General features: G+C 67.3%; 19 protein-coding genes and 5 tRNA genes. 22 read left to right on the forward strand and 2 right to left on the reverse strand.

Annotation, left to right across the window (positions count from 1 at the left end; all coding sequences use genetic code 11):
• The first annotated feature begins 2 nt into the window (after nucleotides 1-2).
• From LRM18_RS13765 to LRM18_RS13790, 6 genes are all read left to right on the forward strand, one after another.
• Nucleotides 3-3,869, forward strand: a complete 3,867-nt coding sequence (locus LRM18_RS13765) for a PilC/PilY family type IV pilus protein (protein WP_088476371.1) — start codon at nucleotides 3-5, stop codon at nucleotides 3,867-3,869.
• Between the two features lie 18 nt (nucleotides 3,870-3,887).
• Nucleotides 3,888-4,337 (forward strand): type IV pilin protein, encoded by a 450-nt coding sequence (locus tag LRM18_RS13770; protein ID WP_270954872.1) that lies wholly within the window; start codon nucleotides 3,888-3,890, stop codon nucleotides 4,335-4,337.
• A 55-nt stretch (nucleotides 4,338-4,392) separates the two neighbouring features.
• Nucleotides 4,393-4,466 (forward strand) — tRNA-Asn (locus LRM18_RS13775).
• A 728-nt stretch (nucleotides 4,467-5,194) separates the two neighbouring features.
• A complete protein-coding gene (gene uvrB / locus LRM18_RS13780) occupies nucleotides 5,195-7,219 on the forward strand; it encodes an excinuclease ABC subunit UvrB (protein ID WP_049464761.1) in 2,025 nt (674 codons plus the stop codon).
• 107 nt (nucleotides 7,220-7,326) lie between these two features.
• A tRNA-Val gene (locus LRM18_RS13785) sits at nucleotides 7,327-7,401 on the forward strand.
• Between the two features lie 98 nt (nucleotides 7,402-7,499).
• Nucleotides 7,500-7,574 (forward strand) — tRNA-Val (locus LRM18_RS13790).
• 132 nt (nucleotides 7,575-7,706) lie between these two features.
• On the opposite strand, the gene LRM18_RS13795 is transcribed toward LRM18_RS13790, so the two are convergent.
• A complete protein-coding gene (locus LRM18_RS13795; RefSeq protein ID WP_057493614.1) occupies nucleotides 7,707-8,015 on the reverse strand; it encodes a hypothetical protein in 309 nt (102 codons plus the stop codon).
• Between the two features lie 182 nt (nucleotides 8,016-8,197).
• On the opposite strand from LRM18_RS13795, the gene LRM18_RS13800 reads away from it, so the two are divergent.
• The gene (locus tag LRM18_RS13800; protein ID WP_182068641.1) at nucleotides 8,198-8,338 is read left to right on the forward strand and encodes a hypothetical protein; all 141 of its coding nucleotides are present in this window, start codon (nucleotides 8,198-8,200) and stop codon (nucleotides 8,336-8,338) included.
• A 96-nt stretch (nucleotides 8,339-8,434) separates the two neighbouring features.
• Here the strand turns inward: LRM18_RS13800 and LRM18_RS13805 are convergent, their stop codons facing one another.
• The gene (locus LRM18_RS13805; protein ID WP_049464757.1) at nucleotides 8,435-8,719 is read right to left on the reverse strand and encodes a hypothetical protein; all 285 of its coding nucleotides are present in this window, start codon (nucleotides 8,717-8,719) and stop codon (nucleotides 8,435-8,437) included.
• A 176-nt stretch (nucleotides 8,720-8,895) separates the two neighbouring features.
• Between LRM18_RS13805 and LRM18_RS13810 the strand changes: the two genes are divergently transcribed.
• From LRM18_RS13810 to LRM18_RS13880, 15 genes are all read left to right on the forward strand, one after another.
• Nucleotides 8,896-9,567 (forward strand): response regulator transcription factor, encoded by a 672-nt coding sequence (locus tag LRM18_RS13810; protein ID WP_270954836.1) that lies wholly within the window; start codon nucleotides 8,896-8,898, stop codon nucleotides 9,565-9,567.
• 1 nt (nucleotide 9,568) lies between these two features.
• Entirely contained in the window at nucleotides 9,569-10,912 is a 1,344-nt protein-coding gene (locus LRM18_RS13815) for a HAMP domain-containing sensor histidine kinase (RefSeq protein WP_103282606.1), read from the forward strand.
• A gap of 59 nt (nucleotides 10,913-10,971) precedes the next feature.
• Nucleotides 10,972-13,365, forward strand: coding sequence for a DNA internalization-related competence protein ComEC/Rec2 (locus LRM18_RS13820; RefSeq protein ID WP_270954837.1), 2,394 nt, complete (start codon nucleotides 10,972-10,974; stop codon nucleotides 13,363-13,365).
• A 3-nt stretch (nucleotides 13,366-13,368) separates the two neighbouring features.
• On the forward strand, nucleotides 13,369-14,031 hold the full coding sequence (locus LRM18_RS13825; protein WP_019658999.1) for a MotA/TolQ/ExbB proton channel family protein: 663 nt from the start codon (nucleotides 13,369-13,371) through the stop codon (nucleotides 14,029-14,031).
• Between the two features lie 3 nt (nucleotides 14,032-14,034).
• Nucleotides 14,035-14,457 (forward strand): biopolymer transporter ExbD, encoded by a 423-nt coding sequence (locus LRM18_RS13830; RefSeq protein WP_019658998.1) that lies wholly within the window; start codon nucleotides 14,035-14,037, stop codon nucleotides 14,455-14,457.
• On the forward strand, nucleotides 14,454-16,202 hold the full coding sequence (gene msbA / locus LRM18_RS13835; protein ID WP_057493616.1) for a lipid A export permease/ATP-binding protein MsbA: 1,749 nt from the start codon (nucleotides 14,454-14,456) through the stop codon (nucleotides 16,200-16,202). The genes LRM18_RS13830 and msbA overlap by 4 nt, the downstream gene beginning before the upstream one ends.
• The gene (gene lpxK / locus LRM18_RS13840) at nucleotides 16,202-17,221 is read left to right on the forward strand and encodes a tetraacyldisaccharide 4'-kinase (protein ID WP_270954838.1); all 1,020 of its coding nucleotides are present in this window, start codon (nucleotides 16,202-16,204) and stop codon (nucleotides 17,219-17,221) included. The genes msbA and lpxK overlap by 1 nt, the downstream gene beginning before the upstream one ends.
• A gap of 75 nt (nucleotides 17,222-17,296) precedes the next feature.
• Complete coding sequence (gene kdsB, locus LRM18_RS13845) at nucleotides 17,297-18,070, forward strand: 3-deoxy-manno-octulosonate cytidylyltransferase (RefSeq protein WP_270954839.1); 774 nt, start codon at nucleotides 17,297-17,299, stop codon at nucleotides 18,068-18,070.
• A complete protein-coding gene (locus tag LRM18_RS13850; protein WP_053463481.1) occupies nucleotides 18,067-18,555 on the forward strand; it encodes a low molecular weight protein-tyrosine-phosphatase in 489 nt (162 codons plus the stop codon). The genes kdsB and LRM18_RS13850 overlap by 4 nt, the downstream gene beginning before the upstream one ends.
• On the forward strand, nucleotides 18,552-19,964 hold the full coding sequence (locus LRM18_RS13855; RefSeq protein ID WP_270954840.1) for a hypothetical protein: 1,413 nt from the start codon (nucleotides 18,552-18,554) through the stop codon (nucleotides 19,962-19,964). Before LRM18_RS13850 ends, LRM18_RS13855 begins: the two co-directional genes overlap by 4 nt.
• Complete coding sequence (uvrC, locus tag LRM18_RS13860; protein ID WP_049464739.1) at nucleotides 19,961-21,805, forward strand: excinuclease ABC subunit UvrC; 1,845 nt, start codon at nucleotides 19,961-19,963, stop codon at nucleotides 21,803-21,805. The genes LRM18_RS13855 and uvrC overlap by 4 nt, the downstream gene beginning before the upstream one ends.
• 18 nt (nucleotides 21,806-21,823) lie before the next feature.
• A complete protein-coding gene (gene pgsA / locus LRM18_RS13865; RefSeq protein ID WP_049464736.1) occupies nucleotides 21,824-22,450 on the forward strand; it encodes a CDP-diacylglycerol--glycerol-3-phosphate 3-phosphatidyltransferase in 627 nt (208 codons plus the stop codon).
• A 235-nt stretch (nucleotides 22,451-22,685) separates the two neighbouring features.
• Nucleotides 22,686-22,761: transfer RNA gene (locus tag LRM18_RS13870), tRNA-Gly, on the forward strand.
• Between the two features lie 138 nt (nucleotides 22,762-22,899).
• On the forward strand, nucleotides 22,900-24,006 hold the full coding sequence (locus LRM18_RS13875; RefSeq protein WP_270954841.1) for an NAD(P)/FAD-dependent oxidoreductase: 1,107 nt from the start codon (nucleotides 22,900-22,902) through the stop codon (nucleotides 24,004-24,006).
• 113 nt (nucleotides 24,007-24,119) lie between these two features.
• A tRNA-Gly gene (locus tag LRM18_RS13880) sits at nucleotides 24,120-24,195 on the forward strand.
• The last annotated feature ends 305 nt before the right edge of the window (nucleotides 24,196-24,500 follow it).

Raw genomic sequence — 24,500 nt, forward strand, 5'->3', positions numbered from 1 at the left:
GCATGTCCCGTCGAACCCCCCGGATCATCGCTGCGTCCGCTGTCGCCCTGCTGGGCGTGGGCGGCTATTTCGCCTACAGCCTGTTCGCAGCGCAAGGGCAGGGCGATCTCGCCCAGGCACCGCTTAACAACACCACGGCCATCCCGCCCGCCTTCATCATGGCGGTTGATGATTCGAACTCAATGACGTTCGAGCGCATCTTCAAGGGGGGTGATGGTCGCATGCAATGGACGGGCAGCAGCTTCTTCAGCTCCGCGGGTGTGTTCTACAACGTCGGTGAGGGCTGCTCAACCAACTCGGCGGACTGCTACCTGTATCTTTTCCCGCATTCGGGATTCGCCGCGTCGTACTCGCCGGGACGCGCCATCCCGCCAATCGATTCCTTTGGTTTCGCGCGTTCTCCGACCTACAACGCGAGTTACTACAACCCCGACGTGACCTACAGTCCCTGGAAACTTCCCCAGGCCGACGCGAGCAACAACACCCTGTGGCCGGATGCAGACTTCGGCAACGCCCGTACCGACCCGCGCGATCCCGGCGTTTATGGCACCGATTTCTCGACTGGATACGGCACGATTTACAACCTGGCCTATCGTGAAGTCAATGGTGAAGCCTTCCAGTTCATGACGGGGATGACGATCCCGGCGGGCACCCGTTATCGCTCCACTGCCCGTAGCTGCAACTCGACCAGCAGCAATGGGCTGGCCAGTTCCAACGGCAACTGGATCACCTTGGCGAATGATGTCGATGTGCGCGCCAACTGCACCGTGCAGATGGGGTATGTACCGGCGACATTCTATTTGCCCGCCAGTGCGCCGGCACCGGCCGGCTACTTGACCGCGGACGTGAACCGGCCCTTGATCCGCAATGCCTGCGGTCCAGGCTGCGACATGCGCCGCTATCAGATCCTCGACGCGAACTACGCGCAGGGCTCGCCCCAGCTCGCCGAGGCGAAGAAGAATTTCGCGAACTGGTTCCAGTACCACCGCAATCGTATCCTGTCGATGGTGGGCTCCTCTTCGCATGCGATGGCAGGCGTAGAGAACATGCGTGTGGGCTACTTCACCATCAACAACCGCCAGAACGTGACCATGTTCGACGTGGCTACCCAGCGCGCGGACCTGTTTGCGCAGATTTATCGACTCAAGCCTGCCGGCGGTACGCCCAACCGACAGGCGGTCGCGTTCCTCGGTGAACAGTTCCGCCGGACCGACAGTGGCGCCCCGGTCGTTCGCGCCTGCCAAAAGAATGGCGGCATGCTGTTTACTGACGGTTACACCAATGCCAACAATGTCGCCAGCGGCTATGGGAATGCCGACGCGGCCGGGGGCACCCACTTCCCGGGCGCGCCTTTTGCCGATGGTTACAGCAATACCATTGCCGATATCGCCGCGTCCTATTACGCCGGCGCGTCCACCCCATTGCGTACCGGCGCCAGCTTCCCGGCTGGCCTGGTGCCCGTTCCGGAGCAGTGCAAGAGTCTCGATTCCTCTTCGCCGGACTGGAAGCGATTGGATTGCCAGACCAACCTGCACATGAATTTCTACGGTGTGACGCTGGGGGCTCAGGGCAACATCTACGAAGTCAATCAGGCGTCGACTGATGATCCTTACGCAAACCCGCCGAACTGGAACGCCAACGGCGACCCGGTGACGGCCGACGACGGCCGCGTGATCGACGAATTGTGGCACGCCTCGATCAACAGTCGCGGCGAGTTCATCAATGCCAAGACGCCTACCGACGTGACCGATGCGATGCGTCGGGTGCTGTCGGCGGTCAGTTCGGGTTCTTCGCCGTCGGGAACGTTCGCTCAGAGTGGTGCCCGCATCGGCCCAGGGTCGCTGACGGTCGTGCCGATGTACGATGTCCAGAACAATGGCACTGACTGGTTCAGCCGCCTCACCGCCAGCCAGGCCACGATCAATCCGACGACTCGCGAAGTGCAGTACACGCGTATCTGGGAAGCCAGCGAGCAGTTCCCTGCCGCCACCGCGCGCAACGTTTATTTCAATGATGCAGGAACAGTGCGCAAGTTCGGCACGACCACGGTGTCGTTGGCGGGGTTGTGCGGCCTCTCGTCCACGCAATATCCGGCGCAGTCCATCTGCAATGCCTCAACGCTGACCGCGCTGGGGGTTGATGCTGCGGCAGCGGCAAATTATCTGCTTGGCGACACCAGTCGCGAGGTCCGTCGTGGTGGGCGGCTGCGCGATCGCACGACGTTGCTGGGCGACATCATCAATTCCACGCCGGTCATCAGCGCGCCGGGAGACGACTTCGGCTATCGCGCATTGGCGGGTAGCCTCGGGACCACTTATTCCAACTATCTGACGGCAAAACGCGCGAACCGCCGCTATGTGGTCTATGCCGGAGCCAACGATGGCATGTTGCATGCGTTTGATGGCGGCATGGATGCGGCTGGAGTGGTGGGTGGCCAGGGCGGCCGCGAGTTGTTTGGCTACATTCCGGCCACCTCGTATGGCCACATGGGCAATCTGCTGATCCCGAACGATCCCGAGAAGAAGTACGCACAGCCGTTCGTGCACAAGTACTTCGTGGACGGTCCGCTGACCGTCGGCGACACCTTCTACGGCGGTGACTGGCATACGACGCTGGTAGGTACCACCGGTGCCGGCGGCCGTGGCGTGTTTGCGCTGGATGTCAGCGCGCCCGACACCTTCGCTGGTGCCAACCGACTGTGGGAAATCAATGATCTCACCGGCGATACGGCGGTCCGCGCCAACATCGGCCACGTGCTCGGAAAGCCGGTCATTGTGCCGGTGCGTGCGGCCGATGGCTCGGTCAGCTGGAAGGCGATTTTCGGCAATGGCTATTCCAGCGCCAGCAACAAGGCAGTCCTGTTCGTGGTGGATATCGGCACCGGAGCGACGCCTCGGGTGCGCATGATTGAAGCCAGTGAACCGGGCTCGACCATTGCGGGCAAGAATGGCCTGGGCAATATCGTGGTGCTTGATCGAGTGGACAGCACGCGTCTGGATCCGACCACAAACGCCCCCATCCGTATCCGCGATGGCTACGCCGATACCGTTTATGCGGCAGACCTGAAGGGGGCGGTGTGGAAGTTCGATCTGCTGTCCGATGCGGCAACGGTAACGGTACCGGCGTTCACCACCGGGACCTTCGTGCAGAGCGGTTCCACCTACCGGCAGCCTATTACCGGCGGTCTGCAGGTGGCGTCCGGTGAGAGTGGTGGCGTGCTGGTGATGTTTGGCACGGGCAGCTTCTCGTTCAACGATGACACGCTGCCGATCTCCGGTACCCAGATCCAGAGCATCTACGGATTCAATGATCTGTCCGCTGGTGTGATCACAACCACGTTGACGCGTTCCAATCTCACGCCCAACACATTGTCCACCACCGGGGGCGCGCGCAGCATCCAGGCGGGTACGGCACCGACCGGGTCGCGTGGCTGGTATGTGGATCTCCCCGCAGGTGAGCGTGCCGTGGGTTATCCGGAGCTTGCTTCAAGCACGTTGTTCATCACGACCTACGCGCCCGAATCCATCACCAGCGGCTGCAGCACCAGTGGTGCCAACTGGCTGCTGGGGCTGAGTCCGCGGACCGGGTTGGGAGCACTGGCGGGCATGCGGCTTGGGTCGATCACGGGTACGGCGGCAGCCGAAGGTACAGCTGGTCTGCAGTTGAGTACCGGCGGCAATGCTCCGGTCAAGGATGTGGGCGTCTCGGTGGTGCCCCGTCTGCAGCCGGCCAGTAAGTCCTCGGACGACGCCGAGATTCCGACGATTCCCAGTGGCGCTGGCTGCTGGATCGCGGTCAATGTCTCAGGCGCCGCGCCCATGTATGCCCCTTATCCCTGCGGTCGCCAGTCCTGGCGCCAGATCCAGTAACGGAGAGTTCGAGTGAGCATGTTCCCCACGAATGCAGGGTCGTTGGTGCGCCAGCCTCGCGCGTTTGCGCAGGCGAAGGGATTCACCCTGATCGAACTGATGATCGTCGTTGCCGTGATCGCGATCCTGGCAGCGGTGGCTTATCCTTCCTATGTCGAACAGGTTCGCAAGTCGCGTCGCGCCCAGGCGAAGGCGGATCTTGTCGAGTACGCCCAGCTGGCCGAGCGCTCGCATACGACCAACAACACCTATGCCAACTTCCGGTTCAGCGGCGGCGCTACGACGGCCCAGTCGCCTCGCGAAGGCGGCACGGCGCACTATGCGGTGACGGTACAGGCCGCACAGGGGACGTTCACGCTGACCGCGACTCCCCAGGGCGACCAGGCCAAGGACAAGTGCGGCACCCTGTCCATCAATCAAGCCGGCGTAAAGACCGCAAGCGCGTCGAGGGTGGCGGCCTGCTGGTGAATGTTGTGGGTGGGGCTTGCATCCCTCCCGGGCACCTACTAGAATGCGCGTCCCCGCCCGAATAGCTCAGCCGGTTAGAGCACTTGACTGTTAATCAGGGGGTCGTTGGTTCGAGTCCAACTTCGGGCGCAAGATGCAAAAAAGCCGCGATGACTCGCGGCTTTTTTTTTGCAGTTTGCGGCGTCTGCAGGCAGGCCTTCAGCAACCAGAGTCTCCATCCAATCGTTGGGAGCGGACTCGTCCAGTATTGCTGACGACGACCTCGGCCTGGGCACGGCCGTGCTGGCATATCAAGATTCTCGCGTTGCGGCCATGACTGCGCCCGTTCGCGCGGAATTCCAGTGCTGGGCGCCCGGTCGTGCTGCGGGCGGCCAATCGCCTGCGCGGGGTCAGCGCCTGATGCAGGAAAGGGGCAGTCGAGCCATCGTGTCCAGGCTGGTACAGCAACCAGCCATGGCTCCAATCGTCGCCGCAGGTCAGCCCGTCTAGGCTGGGACAGATGCCGATGGTCCTGCGCCGGCTGAGTGCAGCTGCCCGTGCCTGGTTCAGGGCGCTGTGCAACTGCATGCGCAGGCGATCCGACTGGAGTTGCTCCAGTGCGGCTCCCAGGGCGGGAAGTGCCAGGCTGACAAGCACTGCCAGCACCACGACCACCACCAGCAGTTCGGTCAGGTGAACGCCCCGCGCTGGGCGGGGGCCGACGGGGCAGGGGGCGTGGGCAGGGCGCATGCATTCAGCCTCCGCGCCTGGCCGGGCGGCTGCCATCGGGAAGCTCCGCGGCGGGCTGCCCGGAGACCCCTCAGCCAGCCGTCACCCCACGCCTCGTATACTCATCTTCCCCGGGAACTGGCAACACCATGAGCGACAGTTTTGAACTTGTCTCGCCGTACTCGCCGGCGGGCGATCAGCCCGATGCCATCGCCAAGCTGACCAGCAACTTCGAGGCCGGCATCGCCAAGCAGACCCTGCTCGGCGTCACCGGCTCGGGCAAGACCTACACGATCGCCAACGTCATCCAGAACGTGCAGAAGCCGACGCTGATCATGGCGCCGAACAAGACGCTGGCGGCGCAGCTGTATGGCGAGTTCAAGGCCTTCTTCCCGCACAACGCGGTGGAGTACTTCGTCAGCTACTACGACTACTACCAGCCGGAGGCCTACGTGCCCTCGTCGGACACCTTCATCGAGAAGGACAGTTCGATCAACGAGCACATCGAGCAGATGCGCCTGGCCGCGACCAAGACCCTGCTGTCGCGCCCGGATGCGATCGTGGTGGCCACGGTGTCGGCGATCTACGGCCTGGGTGCACCGGAAGACTACCTGTCGCTGCGCCTGATCCTGTCCAAGGGCGAACGCATCGACCAGCGCGACCTGATCAACCACCTGACCCAGCTGCAGTACACGCGCAACGAATACGAGCTGCAGCGCGGTACCTTCCGCGTACGCGGCGAAGTGATCGACGTGTTCCCGGCCGAGTCGGACAGCGAGGCGCTGCGCATCGAGCTGTTCGACGGCGAGGTCGAGAAGATCACGATGTTCGATCCGTTGACCGGCGAGACGCTGCGCAACATGCAGCGCTTCACCGTCTATCCCAAGACCCATTACGCGACCACCCGCGAGCGCGTGCTGGCCGCGGTGGAAACCATCAAGGTCGAGCTGAAGGAACGGCTTGAGCAGTTGTATGCCGAGAACAAGCTGGTCGAGGCGCAGCGCCTGGCGCAGCGCACCCAGTTCGACATCGAGATGATGGCCGAGGTCGGGTTCTGCAATGGCATCGAGAACTACTCCCGGCACCTGACCGGCAAGAAGGCCGGCGAGCCGCCACCGACCCTGTTCGACTACCTGCCGCCGGATGCGCTGCTGGTGATCGACGAGTCGCACGTGACCATTCCGCAGATCGGCGCTATGTTCAAGGGCGATCGCTCGCGCAAGGAAACCCTGGTCGAATTCGGGTTCCGCCTGCCGTCGGCGCTGGACAACCGTCCGTTGCGCTTCGAGGAGTGGGAGGAGCGCTGCCCGCGCAGCATCTACGTGTCGGCCACGCCCGGTCCTTACGAGCTGCGCGAGGCGGGTGACGAGATCACCGAACTGGTGGTGCGCCCGACCGGCCTGATCGATCCGGTGGTGGAGATCCGCCCGGTCGGGACCCAGGTCGACGACCTGATGAGCGAGGCCAACGCGCGCATCAAGGCCGGTGATCGCGTGCTGGTCACCACGCTGACCAAGCGCATGGCCGAGAACCTCACCGAGTACCTCACCGAGCATGGCATCCGCGTGCGCTACCTGCACTCGGACGTGGACACGGTCGAGCGCGTGGAGATCATCCGCGACCTGCGCCTGGGCAAGTTCGACGTGCTGGTCGGCATCAACCTGCTGCGCGAAGGCCTGGACATGCCCGAAGTGTCACTCGTGGCGATCCTGGATGCCGACAAGGAAGGCTTCCTGCGCTCCACCGGCTCGCTGATCCAGACCATCGGCCGTGCGGCCCGCAACGTGCGCGGCAAGGCGATCCTGTACGCCGACAAGATCACCCGTTCGATGCAGGCGGCGATCGATGAAACCGACCGCCGTCGCGCCAAGCAGGTCGAGTACAACGAAGAGCACGGCATCGTGCCGCGTTCGGTGGCGCGCCCGATCGTCGATGTGCTGGAAGGCGCACGTTCGGATGCGGCCGAAAAGGAAGCGAAGAAAGGCCGGGGCAAGGGCCGGCCGGGCGTGGCCGAAGAGGCGGCCGACTACCGTTCGCTGTCGCCGGCACAGCTGGGGGTGCGTCTGAAGGCACTGGAACAGCAGATGTACCAGCACGCCAAGGACCTGGAGTTCGAGGATGCCGCGCGCGTGCGCGACCAGATCCGGCAGCTGAAGGAAGCCAGCCTCGGCTGAACGTGGCAGTGCAGCGTCATCTTCACAAAAGTGTTGCGCTTCCCTGCCGGCATCCGTAATATACGCGGCCTGCACCGACGCAATCGCGGAAATGCAGAAGCAAAAACGGGCGGTTAGCTCAGCGGTAGAGCACTACCTTGACATGGTAGGGGTCACAGGTTCGAACCCTGTACCGCCCACCACGAAGCCCTCGCAAGGGGACTGTCGTGAACTGCAAAGCCCGGCCCTGGCGCCGGGTTTTTACGTAACAAGGCCAGCCTGCGGGCGGCAAGAACATGATGGGCGGTTAGCTCAGCGGTAGAGCACTACCTTGACATGGTAGGGGTCACAGGTTCGAACCCTGTACCGCCCACCACCTGCTCCCGGTCCGCCGGTGAAGCGGTGGAAACGATGAAAGCCGGCCCCTGGGCCGGCTTTTTTCGTTCCGATGAGGTGGCCTGTCCTTCCCGTGAAAGCGGGGCCCTCCCGCCGGTTCAGTGGCGTGAATTCAGCGGTGGATGCTGATCGAACGCCGGATCTGCCATCGCCCATCCACGCGCTCCCACAACTGCGCCACGCGGACCTGGACCGGCCCGGCATCGGGCGCCGCGCTGTGCGGGTCAGGCAGCCGCTGGCAGCCCAGGCGCAGGATACGGTCCGGACGCAGGTGATAGAGCTGCAGCGGCTCGGCCCCGTGCGCATCCTGCGCGGCCTCAACGCGCAGGATCTGGCTGCGCAGGGCGTTCTCGGTGGGACCGCCGCCATCGCCGTCGCCGAACAGGCTGGAGAACAGCAGCATCAGGGCAAGCATCGGCATGGCACGGTGCTCCAGCGGGAAAGTGCATGGAGGCTGGCATGGCGCGCCGGGTATCGCAGCCGGCCTGCGACGAAGGCCCGGAATGCGTCGCCAAAGGCAGGCAGGCGACGATGAATCCGGGATGCACAGGCGTAGACTCCGGGCTACCGCGCAACCGCGCCACCACGGAAAGGAACTGCTGCATGAGCGATCACGTCCCGGTGTCCAGGCCCAATCCACTGCTGGAGGGCCTGTTTGGCGGCAACATGCTGGAAGGCACGTTCAAGGCCGTGGCCTGGGTCGCGGTCCTGTGCGTGCTGCTGGCGTGGAGCACGCTGCGCTGACGTGACGCGGATGTGCAGTGCTCGCGCGCCGCGCTGATGCGACGGATGCCGGTGGCACCGCGAAGATGCCGCGTCGCTCTCCAGGCGCGCGCGCCGTCAGGCGCTGAAGGCCTGGCGCAGGCTGTGCAGGGTCGCCTGGCGATGTTGCCTGGCCGTCGGCTCGCCCATCTCAAGCTCCTGCAGGCGCAGTCCGACCAGGGTCATCGACAACGCATAGCCGCGTGCCGCGTCGGCCACGCGTGACAGGCCCACGGCACGACGGGCCAGTGCGTTCACGTGTTCGAGGTCGGGCATCAGCCCCAGATAGGCGCGCTCGGCGCTGTCCAGGTCAGGCGCTCGCAGGATGGCGTGGGCGTCGGCAGTGTGGGAGACGGAGGCCATGGGGGTCCTTGTCAGGGGCAGCGACAGCATCGTTCGGCCACGTTGCGGGGGATGGCTGCGCATGCTGAAGGGGCAACATTGTCAGAACATTGCGCCTGCAGCCGCGGGCATCCATGGGCGCCAAAGCAGGGCGCCAGGCACTATGATCGGCAGCGTTTCCGATAGACGAGTCACTGATGCGCATCCTCCTGGTCGAAGACGATCCCGATCTGTCCCGCGCCTTGCAATCGGGCCTGGAGCGGCAGGGCGTGGTCGCCGATGTGGTCGGCAGCCTGGCCGAGGCCGCGCTCGCGTTGCGCGAACCGGTGCACCAGCTGCTGCTGCTCGACCGCCAGCTGCCCGATGGCGATGGTGCCGGATTCGTCGCCAATGCGCGCGCGTTGCGGCCGAACCTGGCGGTGATCATGCTGACCGCCAAGGGCACGCTGTCCGACAAGGTCGAAGGCCTCGATGTCGGCGCCGATGATTATCTGGTCAAGCCGGTCGCGATCGAGGAGCTGATGGCGCGGATCCGCGCCGTGTCGCGCAGGCCGTCAGCGATGGTGACGCCGAGCCTGCGGTTGGGGCGGCTCGAATTCGATTTCGAATCGCTGCAGGCGCAGGTGGAGGGCCAGCCGTTGGCACTGCCACGGCGGCAGGTGCTGGTACTGCAGGCCCTGGCGATGCGGCAGGGGCGCACGGTCACCCGCAGCGCGCTGGAGGCCGCGGTGTACGGCTTCGACGATGAGATCCAGTCCAATGCGCTCGACGCGCATATCTCCAAGCTGCGCAAGGCACTGCAGCAGGCCGGTGCTGGCGTGGAGATCCATGTGATCCGGGGTGTCGGTTACCTGCTGGCGGAGGCCTGAGGTGGCCCGTCCGATCCGTTCGATCACCCTGGGCCTGGCCTGGCGCCTGTTCCTGGCGCAGGCCTTCACCGTGCTGTTCGCGGTGGTCGCCCTGATCCTGACCTGGGGCGACAAGGACTCCTGGGGCATGGACATGTTCGTTGCCGAGGCGGTGGCCAAGGCGGTGCACAGCGAAGGCGGCCGCCTGGTACTGGACCAGGCGCGCTGGGACGCGCTCGATACCGACGCCGGTGGCAATCTCTGGTTCGCTGCGGTCGACGACAAGGGCGTCTGGCTTGAGCGCGGCACCATCCCGGCGGTCCACGCGCCGCTGCTTGCGCGGCTGCCGACCGTGGGTGCCAGCGAGCTCGGGTCGCTGGTGCCGCCCTATCTGGACGTGGCGCGGGTGATGATCCGCAACGAGGATGGGCGCCGCATCACCGTGATGGTGGGAGGCGCACCCAAGGGCGGGCTGCTGGACGGCGCACTGATGGTGCTGCGGCTGATCGGCCTGTGGTTCTTCCTGCCGTTGATCGTGGTCACCCTGCTGGTGATGCCGACCGTGATCCACCGTGCGATGCGCGGCGTGCGCCGTTCCGCGCAGCAGGCCAAGGAGCTGGATATCGGCCAGCCGGGTGCCCGGCTGGACGCGCGCCTGGTGTCGACGGAAGTGGCGCCGCTGGTGGAAGCATTCAACGACGCCATCGACAAGGTGCAGCAGGGCTATGCCGCGCGCGACAAGTTCCTCGCCGACGCGGCGCACGAACTGCGCGTGCCGATCGCCGTGGTGCAGGCGCGCCTGTCGCAGCTGCCGCAGGGTGAGTTGAAGTCACAGCTGCTGACCGACGTGGCGCGGCTGGGCAATGTTGCCGAGCACCTGCTCGACCTGCAGCGCCTGGACCGCAACGTGGGCGCATTGCAGCGGCTGGACCTGGCCCAGCTGGTGCGTGAGGCCGCAGCGGACCTGGCGCCGCTGGTGGTGGGTGCGGGCTATGGATTCGAAGTCGACGCGCCGGAGGCACCGGTGTGGATCCATGGCGACAGCCTGGCGCTGGGGCGGGTGATCGCCAACCTGGTGCACAACGCAATCGTGCATGGTGGTGGCCGTGGCACCATCTGCGTGCGGTTGGACACGCGCGGCGTGCTGGAAGTCAGCGATCAGGGCGCGGGCATTCCAGTAGGCGACCGCGAGGCGATCTTCGAGCCGTTCCATCGCCTGCGCGCGGCGGGCAGCGGCAGTGGCCTGGGCCTGCACCTGGTCAAGGAAATCGTGCAGCACCACGGTGGCTCGGTCAGCGTCGGCGAGGCGCCGGGGGGCGGTGCGAGTTTCCGGGTCAATTTCCATCGCGGAAGCGTTCGGCGCTGATGCGACTGCGGGGCAAGTCCCGATAGGCAGCCTGCTGCCGTCGGCGGCACTCTGGCGTCATGGCCGCCGAGCGTTTCCCGTCTCCCTTGCTGGGCAGTGGCTGCGCTGCCGCGCTGACACTGGGGGCGTTGGCCTGCGTGCAGCTGCCGCAGCTGCCGCCGCTGTGGGTCTGCACGGTGATGGTCGTGCTTGGCATGGCGGGGTGGGGCCTGCGCTGGCGCGGGCGCCTGCCGGCGGTCGTGCTGTTCGGTGCCGGCTGGGCAGCGCTGCACGGGCACTGGGCATTGCAGGACCAGCTGCCACCGGGCCAGCCGGCTCGGGATGTGGTGGTCAGTGGCCGGGTCATCGATCTGCCGGATCATGCCGACACGCGCGCCCGCTTCCTGCTGCAGGTCAGTGAGAGCAGCGAACTGCCATCGCTGCGCGGCAAGCGCCTGCAGGTCACCTGGAACGACGGCTGGCAGGGCAGCGCCGCTGCCGAGGGACGTCGCAGGCAGGTCCTGGCCGGTGCGCAGTGGCGGTTGGCGCTGCGTGTGCGGGCCCCTCGCTCGCGGATCAATCCCGGGGGGTTTGACAGCGAGCGCCATGCGCTGCTGCGTGGCGTGGCTGGCACTGGAACGGTGAGGGCGCCGGCCAGTGCCCACGCGCTGCAGTCTGCGCGCGGCCTGCCGGCATGGCGTGAGCGCACCAGCGCCGCCATCGCCCTGCAGGTGGCCCATCCCGCCGCGCGCTTCGTGCAGGCGCTCGCCCTGGGCGATACGCGCGGCCTGTCCGACACCGATTGGGATCAGTTGCGGGCGCTGGGGCTGACCCACCTGATCGCCATTTCCGGGTTCCATGTCGGGGTGGTGGCGGGGCTGGGGGCGTTGCTGTGCCGAGGGCTGTGGTGGCTGTGCCCCCTGCTGGCCCGGCATTGGCCGCGTCCACAGGCGGCGGCCTGCGCCGCGGCGCTGTCCGCGGCGGGCTATGCAGTGCTGGCCGGCGGTGAATTGCCGACCGTGCGCACGGCGCTGATGATCGGGCTGGTGGCCCTGGCGCGTAGCGGGCGGCGCCCGCTCGGTCTCGTGCAGGGACTCGCGCTGGCGGCGCTGGCGCTGCTGCTGCCGGCGCCCCTGTCGGTGCTGTCAGCGGGCTTCTGGCTCAGCTTCGGCGGCGTGCTGTGGCTGGCGTGGTGCCTGCCACAGGGACGTCCGCGCGGGATGGCCGCCAACCTGCGCGGGTTCCTGGCCGTGCAGGGCGTGGCCAGCGTCGGCCTGTTGCCGTTGGGCATCGCCCTGTTCGGTGGCACCGCCTGGCTGGGGCCGCTGGTGAACCTGCCGGTCATTCCCTGGTGGACCTTGCTGGTGGTGCCGCTGTCGCTGCTGGGTACCGCCCTGCAGGTGCTGCATGACGGGGCCGGGCGCTGGGCCTGGCGTGCGGCGGCGTGGCTGTTCGAGGTCAGCTGGCAGGCCCTGCAGCCTCTCTCGGCGCATCCGCAGGCGATGTGGTGGTTGGCCGAGGCACCGGCCTGGGCAGTGCCGGCGGCGCTGCTGGGGGTGTTCTGGTGGCTGCTGCCACGGGGTGCCGGCGGCGGGCTGGCTGGCCTGCTGTTGTGCCTGCCGCTGTTGTGGCCGTTGCGCGAGCGGCCGGCCGAGGGAGAGCTGGAGCTGCTGCTGCACGATGTCGGCCAGGGCACGGCGGTGTTGCTGCGCACCGCGCGGCATGCACTCTGGTATGACGTCGGGCCGCCGAGCGGGAGCGAAGGGAGCGAGCGGACTCTGGTTCCGGCACTGCGGGCACTCGGCCAGGCGCCGCCTGACCGCGTACTGCTCAGCCACGATGACCTGGATCACGCGGGCAACCTGCCGGGTCTGCGGCTACAGCTGCCGGCACTGCCACTGCTGGCGCCGCCGGGCAGCTCGATCACCGGAGCGGGGCGTTGCCAGCGGGGCATGAGCTGGCGCTGGGACGGGGTCGATTTCCACGTGCTGCACCCGGATCCCGGCAGCCGGCGGGCCGAAAACGAGGACAGCTGCGTGCTGCGCGTGGCCAGCGCCCATGGCGTGGTCCTGTTGCCCGGCGACATCGGCCGTCCGGCCGAACAGGCGCTGTTGCGGGCGTCTCCGGCGGCGCTGAAGGCCGACGTGGTGCTGGTGCCGCACCATGGCAGCGGGGGCAGTTCCAGTGCCCCGTGGGTGGCCGCGGTGGCACCACGGTTGGCGCTGGTCTCGGCCGGGCACCAGAACCGCTTCGGCCACCCGCGTCGAGACGTGGTCCGGCGCTGGCAGGCGCAGGGCGCCGAGGTGGTGTCCACCGCGGAGTCCGGGGCGATCCGCGTATGGCTTGGCGCACAAGGGCTGCAGCTGCGTGAACAGCGCATCCATGCATCCCGGTGGTGGGATGCCGCTGGGCGGGCGCGGTCGGCTGCTATCCTATCGTCGATCGAACAAGCGGCCGTTGGGCCGGAGGGTTGAAGCGTGTGGGAACTGGTCAAGGCCGGTGGCTGGCCGATGGTGCCGCTGCTGCTGTTGGGCGTACTGGCTTTGGCGATCATCCTGGAGCGTTTCTGGTCCCTGCGGCGAACGGAAGTGCTGCCGCCCGGGCTTGGCCAGGAAGTGCGCAACTGGGCCGCACGCGGCAAGCTCGACCCGGCGCACCTGCAGACCCTGCGCGCCAACTCGCCGCTGGGCGCGCTGCTGGCCGCTGCGCTGGAAGCCCGCAACCGCCCGCGCGACCAGATCCGTGAGCGGATCGAGGACACCGGGCGCCACCTGGTGCACCGCATGGAGCGCTTCCTCAACGCGCTGGGCACCATCGCCTCGGCCGGCCCGCTGCTGGGCCTGCTGGGCACCGTGATCGGCATGATCCAGATGTTCCTGGGCATCCTCGACCATGGCGTGGGCGACGTGAACCAGCTGGCCGGCGGCATCGGCAAGGCGCTGGTGTGCACGGCCACCGGCATGATCGTGGCCATCCCGGCGCTGATGTTCCATCGCTATTTCAAGGGTCGGATCCACGGCTATGTGGTGGAAATGGAACAGGAAGCCAGTGCCCTGCTGGACACGCTCGACGGTCGCCCCGGGGTGATGAACCCGGCCGCGCCGGCGCGACCGGCCCACGCTGCCACGGCGAAGGCCTGATCGATGCGTATCGGCAATGACCGATCCCAGGATGAGCCGCATATCGATCTGGTCCCGCTGATCGACGTCATCCTGGTGCTGATCATCTTCTTCGTGGTCACCACCACCTTCGATGCGCGCTCGACGCTGCAGGTGCAGCTGCCGACCGCCAGCCAGCAGCCCAGCAACGAGCCGCCGCGCTCGCTCAGCGTGCTGATCAACGCCGAAGGCCGCTATTTCATCAATGACCAGGAAGTGCTGCGCAGCGATGTCGAGTCGGTCAAGCAGACCATCGCATCGGTCGCCGGCAGCGACCGCAGCCAGCCGGTGCTGCTGCGCGCCGACGCACGCACCCCCTACCAGGCCGTGGTGACTGCGCAGGACGCGCTCGGTCAGCTCGGTTTCCGTCGTATCGCCATTGCAACTGCGCCAGAGGTGCGTCCATGAGTTCCCATCACGCGCCGGTGTGGCCGATCTACAAACGTCTGCTGGGCTACACCCGCACCTACTGGGTGTTCATGGTGGGCGCGGTCATCGCCATGGTGGTCGAAGCCCTGGCCGGCTATCACTTCACCAAGCTGATGGAGCCGCTGGTCAACGAGGGTTTCGTCGATCCGCAGCCGCGCGCGGCCGTGGTGCTGCCGCTGACCATCCTCGGCCTGTTCCTGATGCGCAGCCTGGCCACCTGGGTCAGCGACTACACGCTGGCCAAGACCGGCCGCAGCGTGGTCCGCGACCTGCGTGAGCAGGTGCTGCAGAAGTACCTGCACCTGCCGTCGTCGCACTTCGATACCGAAGCGACGCCGGTGATGGTCAGCCGCCTCAACTTCGATACCGAACAGGTCACCCAGGCCAGCGCCGACGCGCTGAAGACCGTGGTGGCCGACACCCTCACCATCATCGCGATGCTGGCGGTGATGCTGCAGATGAGCGTCAAGGTAACCCTGGCGATGCTGCTGGTGGTGCCGCTGATCGGTGGCATCGTGTCCTACGTGGGCAAGCGCTACCGTCGCATCAGCCGCGGCATCCAGGACGGCATGGGCACGATGGCGCAGACTGCCGAGCAGTCGCTGGCCGCGCAGCAGGAAGTGAAGGTGCACGGCACCCAGCAGCATGAGATCTCGCGCTACTCGCGCCTGGCCAACCGCATGCTGGCGCTGAACATGAAGGTCGAGGTCACCCGCGCCGCCGCGTCCAGCGTGGTGCAGTTCCTGGCCGCACTGGCGCTGGCGGTGATCGTCTGGGTGTCGACCCGCGAAGCCCTGGCCGGCCGCCTCAATGCCGGCCAGTTCATGGGCCTGATGACCTCGATGATGGCCATCATTCCCTCGCTGCGCCGACTGACCAGCGTACAGACCTCGATTTCGCGCGGCGTCTCCGCCGCCGAGCGCCTGTTCGGCATCCTCGACATGCCGGTGGAGCGCGACGACGGCCAGCAGCGCGTCCAGCGCGTACGGGGCGAGCTGGCGTTCGACCACGTCATGCTGCGCTACCGCGAAGACAGTGGCATCGCCCTGGACGACATCAGTTTCGTCGCCAGGCCGGGCACGGTGACGGCCATTGTCGGCCGCTCCGGCAGTGGCAAGACCAGCCTGATCCGGCTGGTTCCGCGCTTCTACGAGCCCACTGGCGGCGTCATCACCCTCGATGGCGTGGCCCTGGATGACTATCCGCTGGCCGACCTGCGCCGGCAGGTGGCGATCGTCGGGCAGAAGGTGATGCTGTTCGATGACACCATCGCCGCCAACATTGCCTATGGCATGGAGGCGACCGATGAGCAGATCCGTGCGGCGGCCGAAGCAGCCAATGCCTGGGAGTTCATTGCACGCATGCCGCAGCAGCTGCAGACCCCGGTCGGCGAGAACGGCGCACTGCTGTCCGGTGGCCAGCGCCAGCGCCTGGCGATTGCCCGCGCGATCCTACGCGACGCCCCGATCCTGATCCTCGACGAAGCCACTGCGGCACTGGACAACGAGTCCGAGCGCCTGGTGCAGGATGCGCTGCAGCGCCTCATGCCGGAGCGCACCACGCTGGTCATCGCGCACCGCCTGTCGACCATCGAGCACGCCGACCAGGTGCTGGTGATGGACCATGGCCGCATCGTCGAGCGTGGCACCCACAAGGAGCTGCTCGAGCTGGGCGGCCTGTACCAGCACCTGCACAGCATGCAGTTCCGCGAAAGGCAGGACTGATGGCCGGCAAGGGCACCCAGACCCCGCCGTACTGGTATGACGGCACCCCGGTTCCGTGGGCCATGCGCCTGCTGGCGCCCCTGTACGCGGGTGTCACCGCGCTGCGGCGGCGCGCCTATCGGCGTGGCTGGCGCAAGCGTCACGCGCTGCCGGTGCCGGTCATCGTGGTCGGCAACATCACCGCCGGCGGTACCGGCAAGACGCCGCTGACCATCGCCCTGGTCGAACGCCTGCGCGCGGCCGGCTGGAAGCCCGGCGTGGCCAGCCGCGGCTACGGTCGCGAAGACGCCGACAAACCGCTGTGGGTGCAGGCCGATACGCCGACCGCCAAGGGCGGTGACGAGCCGGTGCTGATCGCCTGGAAGACCGGCGTGCCGGTGCGCGTGGACCGTGATCGGGTTGCGGCCGGCAAGGCGCTGGTCGAGGCCGGCTGCGATGTGATCGTCTGCGACGACGGCCTGCAGCACTATCGCCTGGCGCGCGACATCGAGATCGAAGTGGTCGATGCGCAGCGTCGCTACGGCAATGGCCGGATGATTCCGGCCGGGCCGCTGCGCGAGCCGGTCAGCCGCGCCAGCGATTGCGATTTCCGCGTGGTCAACCTCGGCCAGGCCGATGAGGAGACGGCGGCACAGGCCTGTGGCTTCGGCCAGTGGCCGATGGCGCTGCACATCGACAGTGCGCAGCCACTGGCTGGTGGCCGCGCGCGCCCGCTGGCATATTTCAAGGGCCAACGCGTGCATGCGGTGGCCGGCATCGCGCATCCGCAACGCTTCTTCGACATGCTGCGCGCGCGCGGGATCGGCGTGGTGCCGCATGCGTTCGCCGACCACCAGGCCTACCAGCCGCAGGACCTGTCCTTCGGCAGCCAGCTGCCGGTCCTGATGACCGAGAAGGACGCGGTGAAATGCCGTGCGTTCGGCAACGACTGGCACTACGCGGTTCCGCTGCGCGCCGAGTTGCCCGCCGCGTTCTGGGTGGCGCTGACCGATCGCCTGGACAAGCTGCGACCGAACTGAGCGGCGCGGTGGCGCTTGCATTCACGCGCCGCTGGCCGCATTCCCGTTGTAACAAGCCTGCCGAGTATCGCCCACATGACCGAATTCGTCGTCGCCATCCCGGCCCGCTATGCTGCCTCGCGGCTGCCCGGCAAGCCGTTGCGCCTGCTGGGCGGTGAGCCGCTGGTGCTGCATGTGGCGCGCCGCGCGCTGCAGGCTGGCGCCCGCGAGGTCTGGGTGGCGACCGACGACCCGCGCATCGCCGATGCGCTGTCCGGGCTGGCCGAAGTGAAGGTGGCGATGACCGCGGCCACGCACGCTTCCGGCACCGATCGGCTGGCCGAGTGCGCGCGCATCGCCGGCTGGGCCGATGACACGGTGGTGGTCAACCTGCAGGGCGACGAACCGTTCGCACCGGCGGCCGGCATCCGCGCGGTGGCCGATGCGCTGGTCGCCGGCAATGCGCCGATGTCGACTCTTGCCACGACCGTCGAGGACGCGCACACCCTGTTCGACCCGAACGTAGTCAAGCTGGTACGCAACGTGCGCAATGAGGCGATGTACTTCAGCCGTGCACCGATCGCCTGGCACCGTGATGGTTTCGCGCGCAGCCGCGACACGCTGCCGGAAGGCCATGCCTGGCTGCGCCACATCGGCATCTACGGTTACCGTGCCGGTTTCCTGCAGCAGTTTGCGGCGATGCCGCCGGGCCAGCTGGAGCAGGTCGAATCGCTGGAGCAGCTGCGCGTGCTGGAAGCGGGCTACCCGATCAGCGTGGCGATCTCGCCCGAACCGTTCCCGCCGGGCATCGACACGCCCGAGGACCTGGAACGGGCCGAGGCGTTGCTGCAGACGACGACCGCGCGATGAGGCTGCTGCTCGTCTGCCTGGGCAACATCTGCCGTTCGCCGATGGCCGAAGGGGCGCTGCGCGCACGCCTGGACGCCTCGCCGCTGGCCGGGCGGGTGCAGGTCGATTCGGCTGGCACCGGCGACTGGCACGTGGGCGAGCCGCCGGACCGCCGCGCGATCGCCTGCGCGGCCGGGCACGGCGTGGACATCGGCGGCCTGCGCGCACGCCAGCTGCAGGCCGTGGATTTCGACCGTTTCGACTGGGTCCTGTGTGCCGACGAGGCCAACCTGCGTGATGCCGGGCGCCTGGCGTCGGCGGCCCAGCGTGAACGGCTGGCGTTGTACCTGCCCTGGTCCGGCGGGCAGGGGCGGGCAGCGATCCCCGATCCCTACACCGGCGGCAGCGATCATTTCGAACAGGTCTGGTCGCTGGTCGACGATGCTGCAAAACGTGCAGTGGCACGACTGTTGCATGACGCCGACTCCGGCATAATCGGGTCATGAACGTCCAGCCCGTCCCGGACCTGCCCGAGTTCGCCACCTGGCTCAATGCCACCCCCTGCACCCTGACCGAACTGCGCGGTCGGCCGGTCGCGCTGTTGTTCGTCAACGCGGCCTCGGCCTGGAGTGCGCAACGCCTGGCCGAGTTCGGCCAGTGGTTGTCGCGCCACCCCGGCAAGCTGCAGCCGCTGGTGCTGCAGGTGCCGCGCTTCGACTTCGAGCGCGACGCCAGCGCGGCGCTGAAGCTGCTGCGCCGCCAGGGCCTGGCCATGCCGGTGCTGCTCGATGCGGACTGGGATGGCTGGCGCCGCTTCGGCGTGACCGCCTGGCCGACCATGGTGCTGCTGGATGCGCAGGGTCGCGAACAGCAACGGCTGGTCGGGCAGGGCGCACCCGGTGAACTCGAACGCGCCTTGAACGCGCTGTGCCAGGGCGCTCCGTCGGCGCCGCCGCGTGGCGGCAGCGAACTGCACCCGGAACCGCGCCAGGCCCTGCGTTTTCCGCTGGGGCTGGCGGTCAGCACCGAGCGTCTGTACATCGCCGACAGCGGCCATCACCGCATTCTCGAATGCAGCCACGGCGGCCGCATCCTGCGCCAATTCGGCCTCGGCACCGCCGATTTCATGGATGGCAACCTGGCCGAAGCGGCGTTCCACCGCCCGCAGGCGCTGGTGCTGGAGCGCGATTCGCTGTACGTGGCCGATACCGGCAACCATGCCGTGCGCCGCATCAACCTGCTGACCGGCATCGTCGACACGCTGTGTGGCAACGGGCGTCCCGGCGCGCCGGTGGAAGGCCCGGTGGCGCAGGCGCGGCAGGTCTCGCTGGACCATCCGGTCGGCCTGGCCATCGCCGACAACCAGCTGCACATTGCGATGGCTGGCGACAACCGCATCTGGAGCTACCACCTCGGCCAGCGCAGCCTGCAGTGGCACGCCGGCAGCGGCGCCATCGACGAGCGCGACGGCAGCGGCCATCTGGCGGCCTTTGCCCAGCCGACCGCGCTGGCCGTGGTGCAGCAGGTGCTGTACGTCGCCGATGCGCTGGGATCCTCGATCCGTGCGCTGCAACTGCGCGGCGATCTGGTGCAGACCCTGGTCGGGCAGGGGCCTTGGCGCTTCGGCAGTGAAGACGGGCCGCGCGCGCAGGCCAGCCTGCAGTTCCCGCAGGCCATTGCGCTGAGCCCGGAGGCGCCGCTGCTGTGGATTGCCGATAGCGGCAATGGCCGCCTGCGCACGCTGCGCCTGGGCGGCGGTGAGTTGACCACCCAGCCGCTGCCGCGTCGCCTGCATGGCCCGGCCGGGCTGGCGGTGGGTGCCGGGGCGGTGTGGATCGCAGAGACCGACGCCCACGCCGTGCTGCGATTCGACCCCGACAGCGGCGTGCTCAGCGAAGTCCCGATCAGCGAATGACCGACGTTCCCGCCCCGGCCTTCGACGGCAAGGCCTTCGCGTCCCAGCTCAGCACTGCACCCGGCGTGTACCGCATGTACGCCGCCGACGACACGCTGCTGTACGTGGGCAAGGCGCGCGCGCTGCGCAACCGTGTCGGCAGCTATTTCAACGGCAGCCCGAAGAATGCGCGGATCATGTCGATGATCTCGCAGATCACGCGCATGGACGTGACCGTGACGCGCTCGGAAGCCGAGGCGCTGCTGCTGGAAAACCAGCTGATCAAATCGCTGTCGCCGCGCTACAACGTCTCCCTGCGCGACGACAAGACCTATCCGCATGTGCTGCTGACCCGTGAGGACTGGCCCCGCATCGCGCTGCATCGCGGCCCGCGTGCCATTCCGGGCCGCTATTTCGGTCCGTACCCGGGCGTCACTGCGGTGCGCGAAACGCTGAACCTGATGCACAAGCTGTTCAAGCTGCGCAGCTGCGAGGACAGCGTGTTCCGCAACCGTTCGCGGCCGTGCCTGCAGTACCAGATCGGGCGTTGCAGCGCGCCGTGCGTGGAGCTGGTGCCGGCAGCGGAGTACGCCGAGTCGGTGCGCCGTGCCGCCCTGTTCCTTGAAGGCAAGAGCGACGAGCTCACCCGCGAGCTGGGCGAGCAGATGCAGGCCGCCAGCGAAGCGCTGGAGTTCGAGCAGGCCGCGCGGCTGCGCGATCTGATTTCCTCGCTGCGCAGCATGCAGACCCGGCAGTACGTGGACGGTCGCGCCGCGGACCTGGACGTGCTGGCGGTGGCCATGCAGGGGTCGCAGGCCTGCGTGCTGCTGCTGGCGTTCCGCGATGGCCGCAACCTCGGTACCCGCCCGTTCTTCCCCCGCACCAATGGCGAGGAGAGCCCGGAAGAAGTGCTGGCCGCGTTCGTTTCGCAGTACTACATCGAGTTCGAGCCGCCGCGCGAGATCCTGCTGGACCGCGAAATTCCCGACGCCGACCTGCTGGTCGCCGCGCTCTCGGCCTCGGCCGAGCGCAAGGTGCAGCTGAGGTGGAACGTGCGCGGCGAGCGCGCCGGCTACGTGGAGCTGGCCAGCCGTAATGCGCAGCTGACCCTGGCCACCGAGCTCAACAGCCGCAACGCACAGCACGCACGCAGTGATGCACTGCGCGAGATGCTCGGCCTGGCCGAGCCGGTGAAGCGGGTCGAGTGCTTCGATATCAGCCACACGCTGGGTGAGGCCACCGTGGCCTCGTGCGTGGTGTTCGACGCCGCCGGTCCGGTGCGCGCGCAGTACCGCCGTTTCAACATCAGCGGCATCGAGCCGGGCGACGACTATGCGGCCATGCGCCAGGCCATCGATCGCCGTTTCCGCCGCGCCGTGGAGGAGCAGGGCGTGCTGCCGGACGTCCTGCTGATCGACGGTGGCGCCGGCCAGCTGGCGCAGGCCGAGGCCGCACTGGCCGACCTGGGCGTGGAAGGGGTGCTGCTGGTGGGCGTGGCCAAGGGCGTGGAGCGCCGCGCAGGCCACGAAGCGCTGGTGATGCCCGATGGACGCGAGCTGCGCCCGGGCGCGGCCAACCCGGCGCTGCAGTTCATCCAGCAGGTTCGCGATGAAGCCCACCGCTTCGCCATCACCGGTCATCGCGGCCGCCGCCAGAAGGCGCGGATGACCAGCAAGCTGGAGGATATCCCCGGCATCGGGCCGCGCCGCCGGGCCAGCCTGCTCAAGCATTTCGGTGGCCTGGTGGGCCTGAAAGCGGCCGGCGAAGCCGAAATCGCCAAGGTGGAAGGCATCAATGACGCCCTCGCGGCACGCATCTACGCTAACCTGCACGGGTTGGCCACGCCCGATGCGGCCGAGTAGAGAGAGAAGCACGCAAGCATGAAGTTGACCCTGCCCACCTGGCTGACGTTGTTGCGGATCGTGATGATCCCGGTGCTGGTGCTGGTGTTCTACCTGCCCTATACCTGGACCAACTTCGCTTCGGCGGCGATCTTCGGCCTGGCCGCGATCACCGACTGGCTCGACGGCTGGATCGCACGCCGTTACCAGCTGGAGTCGGCCTTCGGCGCCTTCCTCGACCCGGTCGCGGACAAGCTGATGGTGGCAGTGGCGCTGTTCCTGATCGTGCAGGGCCACCCGACGCCGTGGATGGCGTTCTGGGCGGCGGTGATCGTCGGCCGCGAGATCGCGGTGTCGGCGCTGCGCGAATGGATGGCCGAGCTGGGCCAGCGCGCCAAGGTGCGCGTGGCGATGATCGGCAAGATCAAGACCACCGCGCAGATGGTCGCGCTGCTGTGCCTGCTGTACTCGGTGGCGCCGAACGTGCCGGTGCAGGACATCTGGATGGGCTGGCCGGTGTTCCACATCGGTGACTGGACCCTGGCCATCGCCGCGGTGCTGACGCTGTGGTCGGGCCTGCAGTACCTGCACGCTGCCTGGCCGAGCCTGCGCGAAGATGAGCGTGCCGCGCGCGAGCGCTCGCGGCAGAAGAAGCTGGGCAACTGAGCCTGGGGTCGGATCCCTTTCCGCAGGAAAGGGCTCTGACACCACGGTTGCTGCCATCCATGCATGGCGTGGATCCACTGGAAATGCTGCATCCACGAAGGACGTGGATCCATCGGTGTGCGGGGAAGCTGTAGTAGATCCACGCCATGCGTGGATACGCGGCGCAAGGCGCCTCGCAGGCCCCGAAAAAACCGCTTGACGCCATTCCCAGAATAGGTAGAATTTCGCCTCCCAAGCGGGAATAGCTCAGTTGGTAGAGCGCAACCTTGCCAAGGTTGAGGTCGCGAGTTCGAGTCTCGTTTCCCGCTCCAGACTCAAGAAAAACGCTCCCGCAAGGGGGCGTTTTTCGTTTGCGCGTTCTTCGCTTCATCCCCACTTCACCGCCACTCCTTCGGCTCGCCACGCGGCAGTTCGAAGCTGCATCTCCGATTCTCCACGGCGATGCCGCAATGCCTCACACTCCCTCCGCCTACGACCACGACGTCATCATCGTCGGCGCCAGTTTCGCCGGTGCCGCCTGCGCACTGGCTGCCGCCCAGTACGGTCTGCGCGTCTGCGTGCTGGAACGCAAGGCCGACCCCGGCGAGCGCCTGCACACCACCGGCATCGTGGTGAAAGAGGCGATGGAGCAGACCTGGCTTGGGCGCATGCCCGAGCACCTCGTGCAGCGCGTTGCCAACGTGCGCCTGTATGCGCCGAACCTGCGCAGCGTGTTGCTGGCCGCGCCGGGCTATTACTTCCTCACCACCGATACGCCGAACGTGATGCGTTGGCTGGCCAGCGAACTGCGCGCGAACGGTGTCGACCTGCGCCTGCAGCAGTCCTTCACCGACGCTCGTCGCTGTGGTGACGGCTGGCAGGTGGAAGGGGCAGGGCGCTGCGCCTATCTGGTCGGCGCCGACGGCGCACGCTCACGCGTGGCCCAGCGCACCGGCCTTGGCCAGGTGCGCGACACCCTCTACGGCGTCGAGCGCGAGTTCGCCGGCCTGCAGGTGGCGCAGGGCAATGCGCTGCATTGCTTTGTCAGCAAGCGCTACGCGCCGGGTTATATCGGTTGGGTCGCGCAGAATCCAACCGGCCTGCAGGTCGGATTGGCGCTGCGTCATGACCCGCAACAGGTACGGCCGCCGGATATCGATGGCTTCCTCGACCACGTGCGCGATGGGGTCGGCATTCCGCCTTCGGCGCGTCCCTCGGGCACCCGCGCAGGGCTGGTGCCCTGCGGCCGGCCGGATGGGCCGATCACCGGCCAGCGCGTGATCCTGACCGGCGACGCCGCGGGCATCGTCTCGCCGCTGTCCGCCGGGGGCATCCACTCTTCGTGGCGGCACGGCTGGGCCGTCGGCGAGGCGATTGCCCGGCATCTGCGTGGCCAGGGGCCGGACGCCGAACGGGTGGCGCGGCAGGTGGCGCCGGCCTTCCATGGCAAGCGCCTGCTGCGCTGGGCGATGGACCATCTGCAGGCCGACTGGCCGCTCAACGCGCTGCTGCACACGGCGGCCACGCGTCGCATTGCCGAGCAGGTCTACTTCCACCGCCGTGGCCTGCGTGCCTGAAGCCAAGGCCAAGCGCCTGAACGCTACTCCGTGGCACAGGTGAAAATTCCGGTTGACGCCGTGCAGCAATCCCGACACAATAGCGCTCCTTCGACGCAGGTCGAACGAAATCTGCGGGAATAGCTCAGTTGGTAGAGCGCAACCTTGCCAAGGTTGAGGTCGCGAGTTCGAGTCTCGTTTCCCGCTCCAGATTCAGAAAAACGCTCCCGCAAGGGGGCGTTTTTCGTTTGTCATGGCGTTGGCCACGCGGGTCGCTACAGTCGGGCCACGACATTTTCATGGTGGGCGTGGTAAGTCTGCCCCTGGGGGCGATTCCGACATTTGCGTCGCAATCGGCATGACGGGGGCGCAGCGATCGTGGGGACGATCGGAAGCCCTGGCGCGAGGTGGCTGCTGCAAGAGGCAATGACCTGGAATCTGCATCAGTGTTCCGCCTGCTGCAGGCAGTGAAAGGCTGGCGAAAGGCCTGCGCCATCGTTGCCTGAACCGCACGC

Origin of the sequence: Stenotrophomonas sp. PI_27 (assembly GCF_027854495.1) — a bacterium.
Taxonomy (GTDB): Bacteria; Pseudomonadota; Gammaproteobacteria; order Xanthomonadales; family Xanthomonadaceae; genus Stenotrophomonas; species Stenotrophomonas pavanii.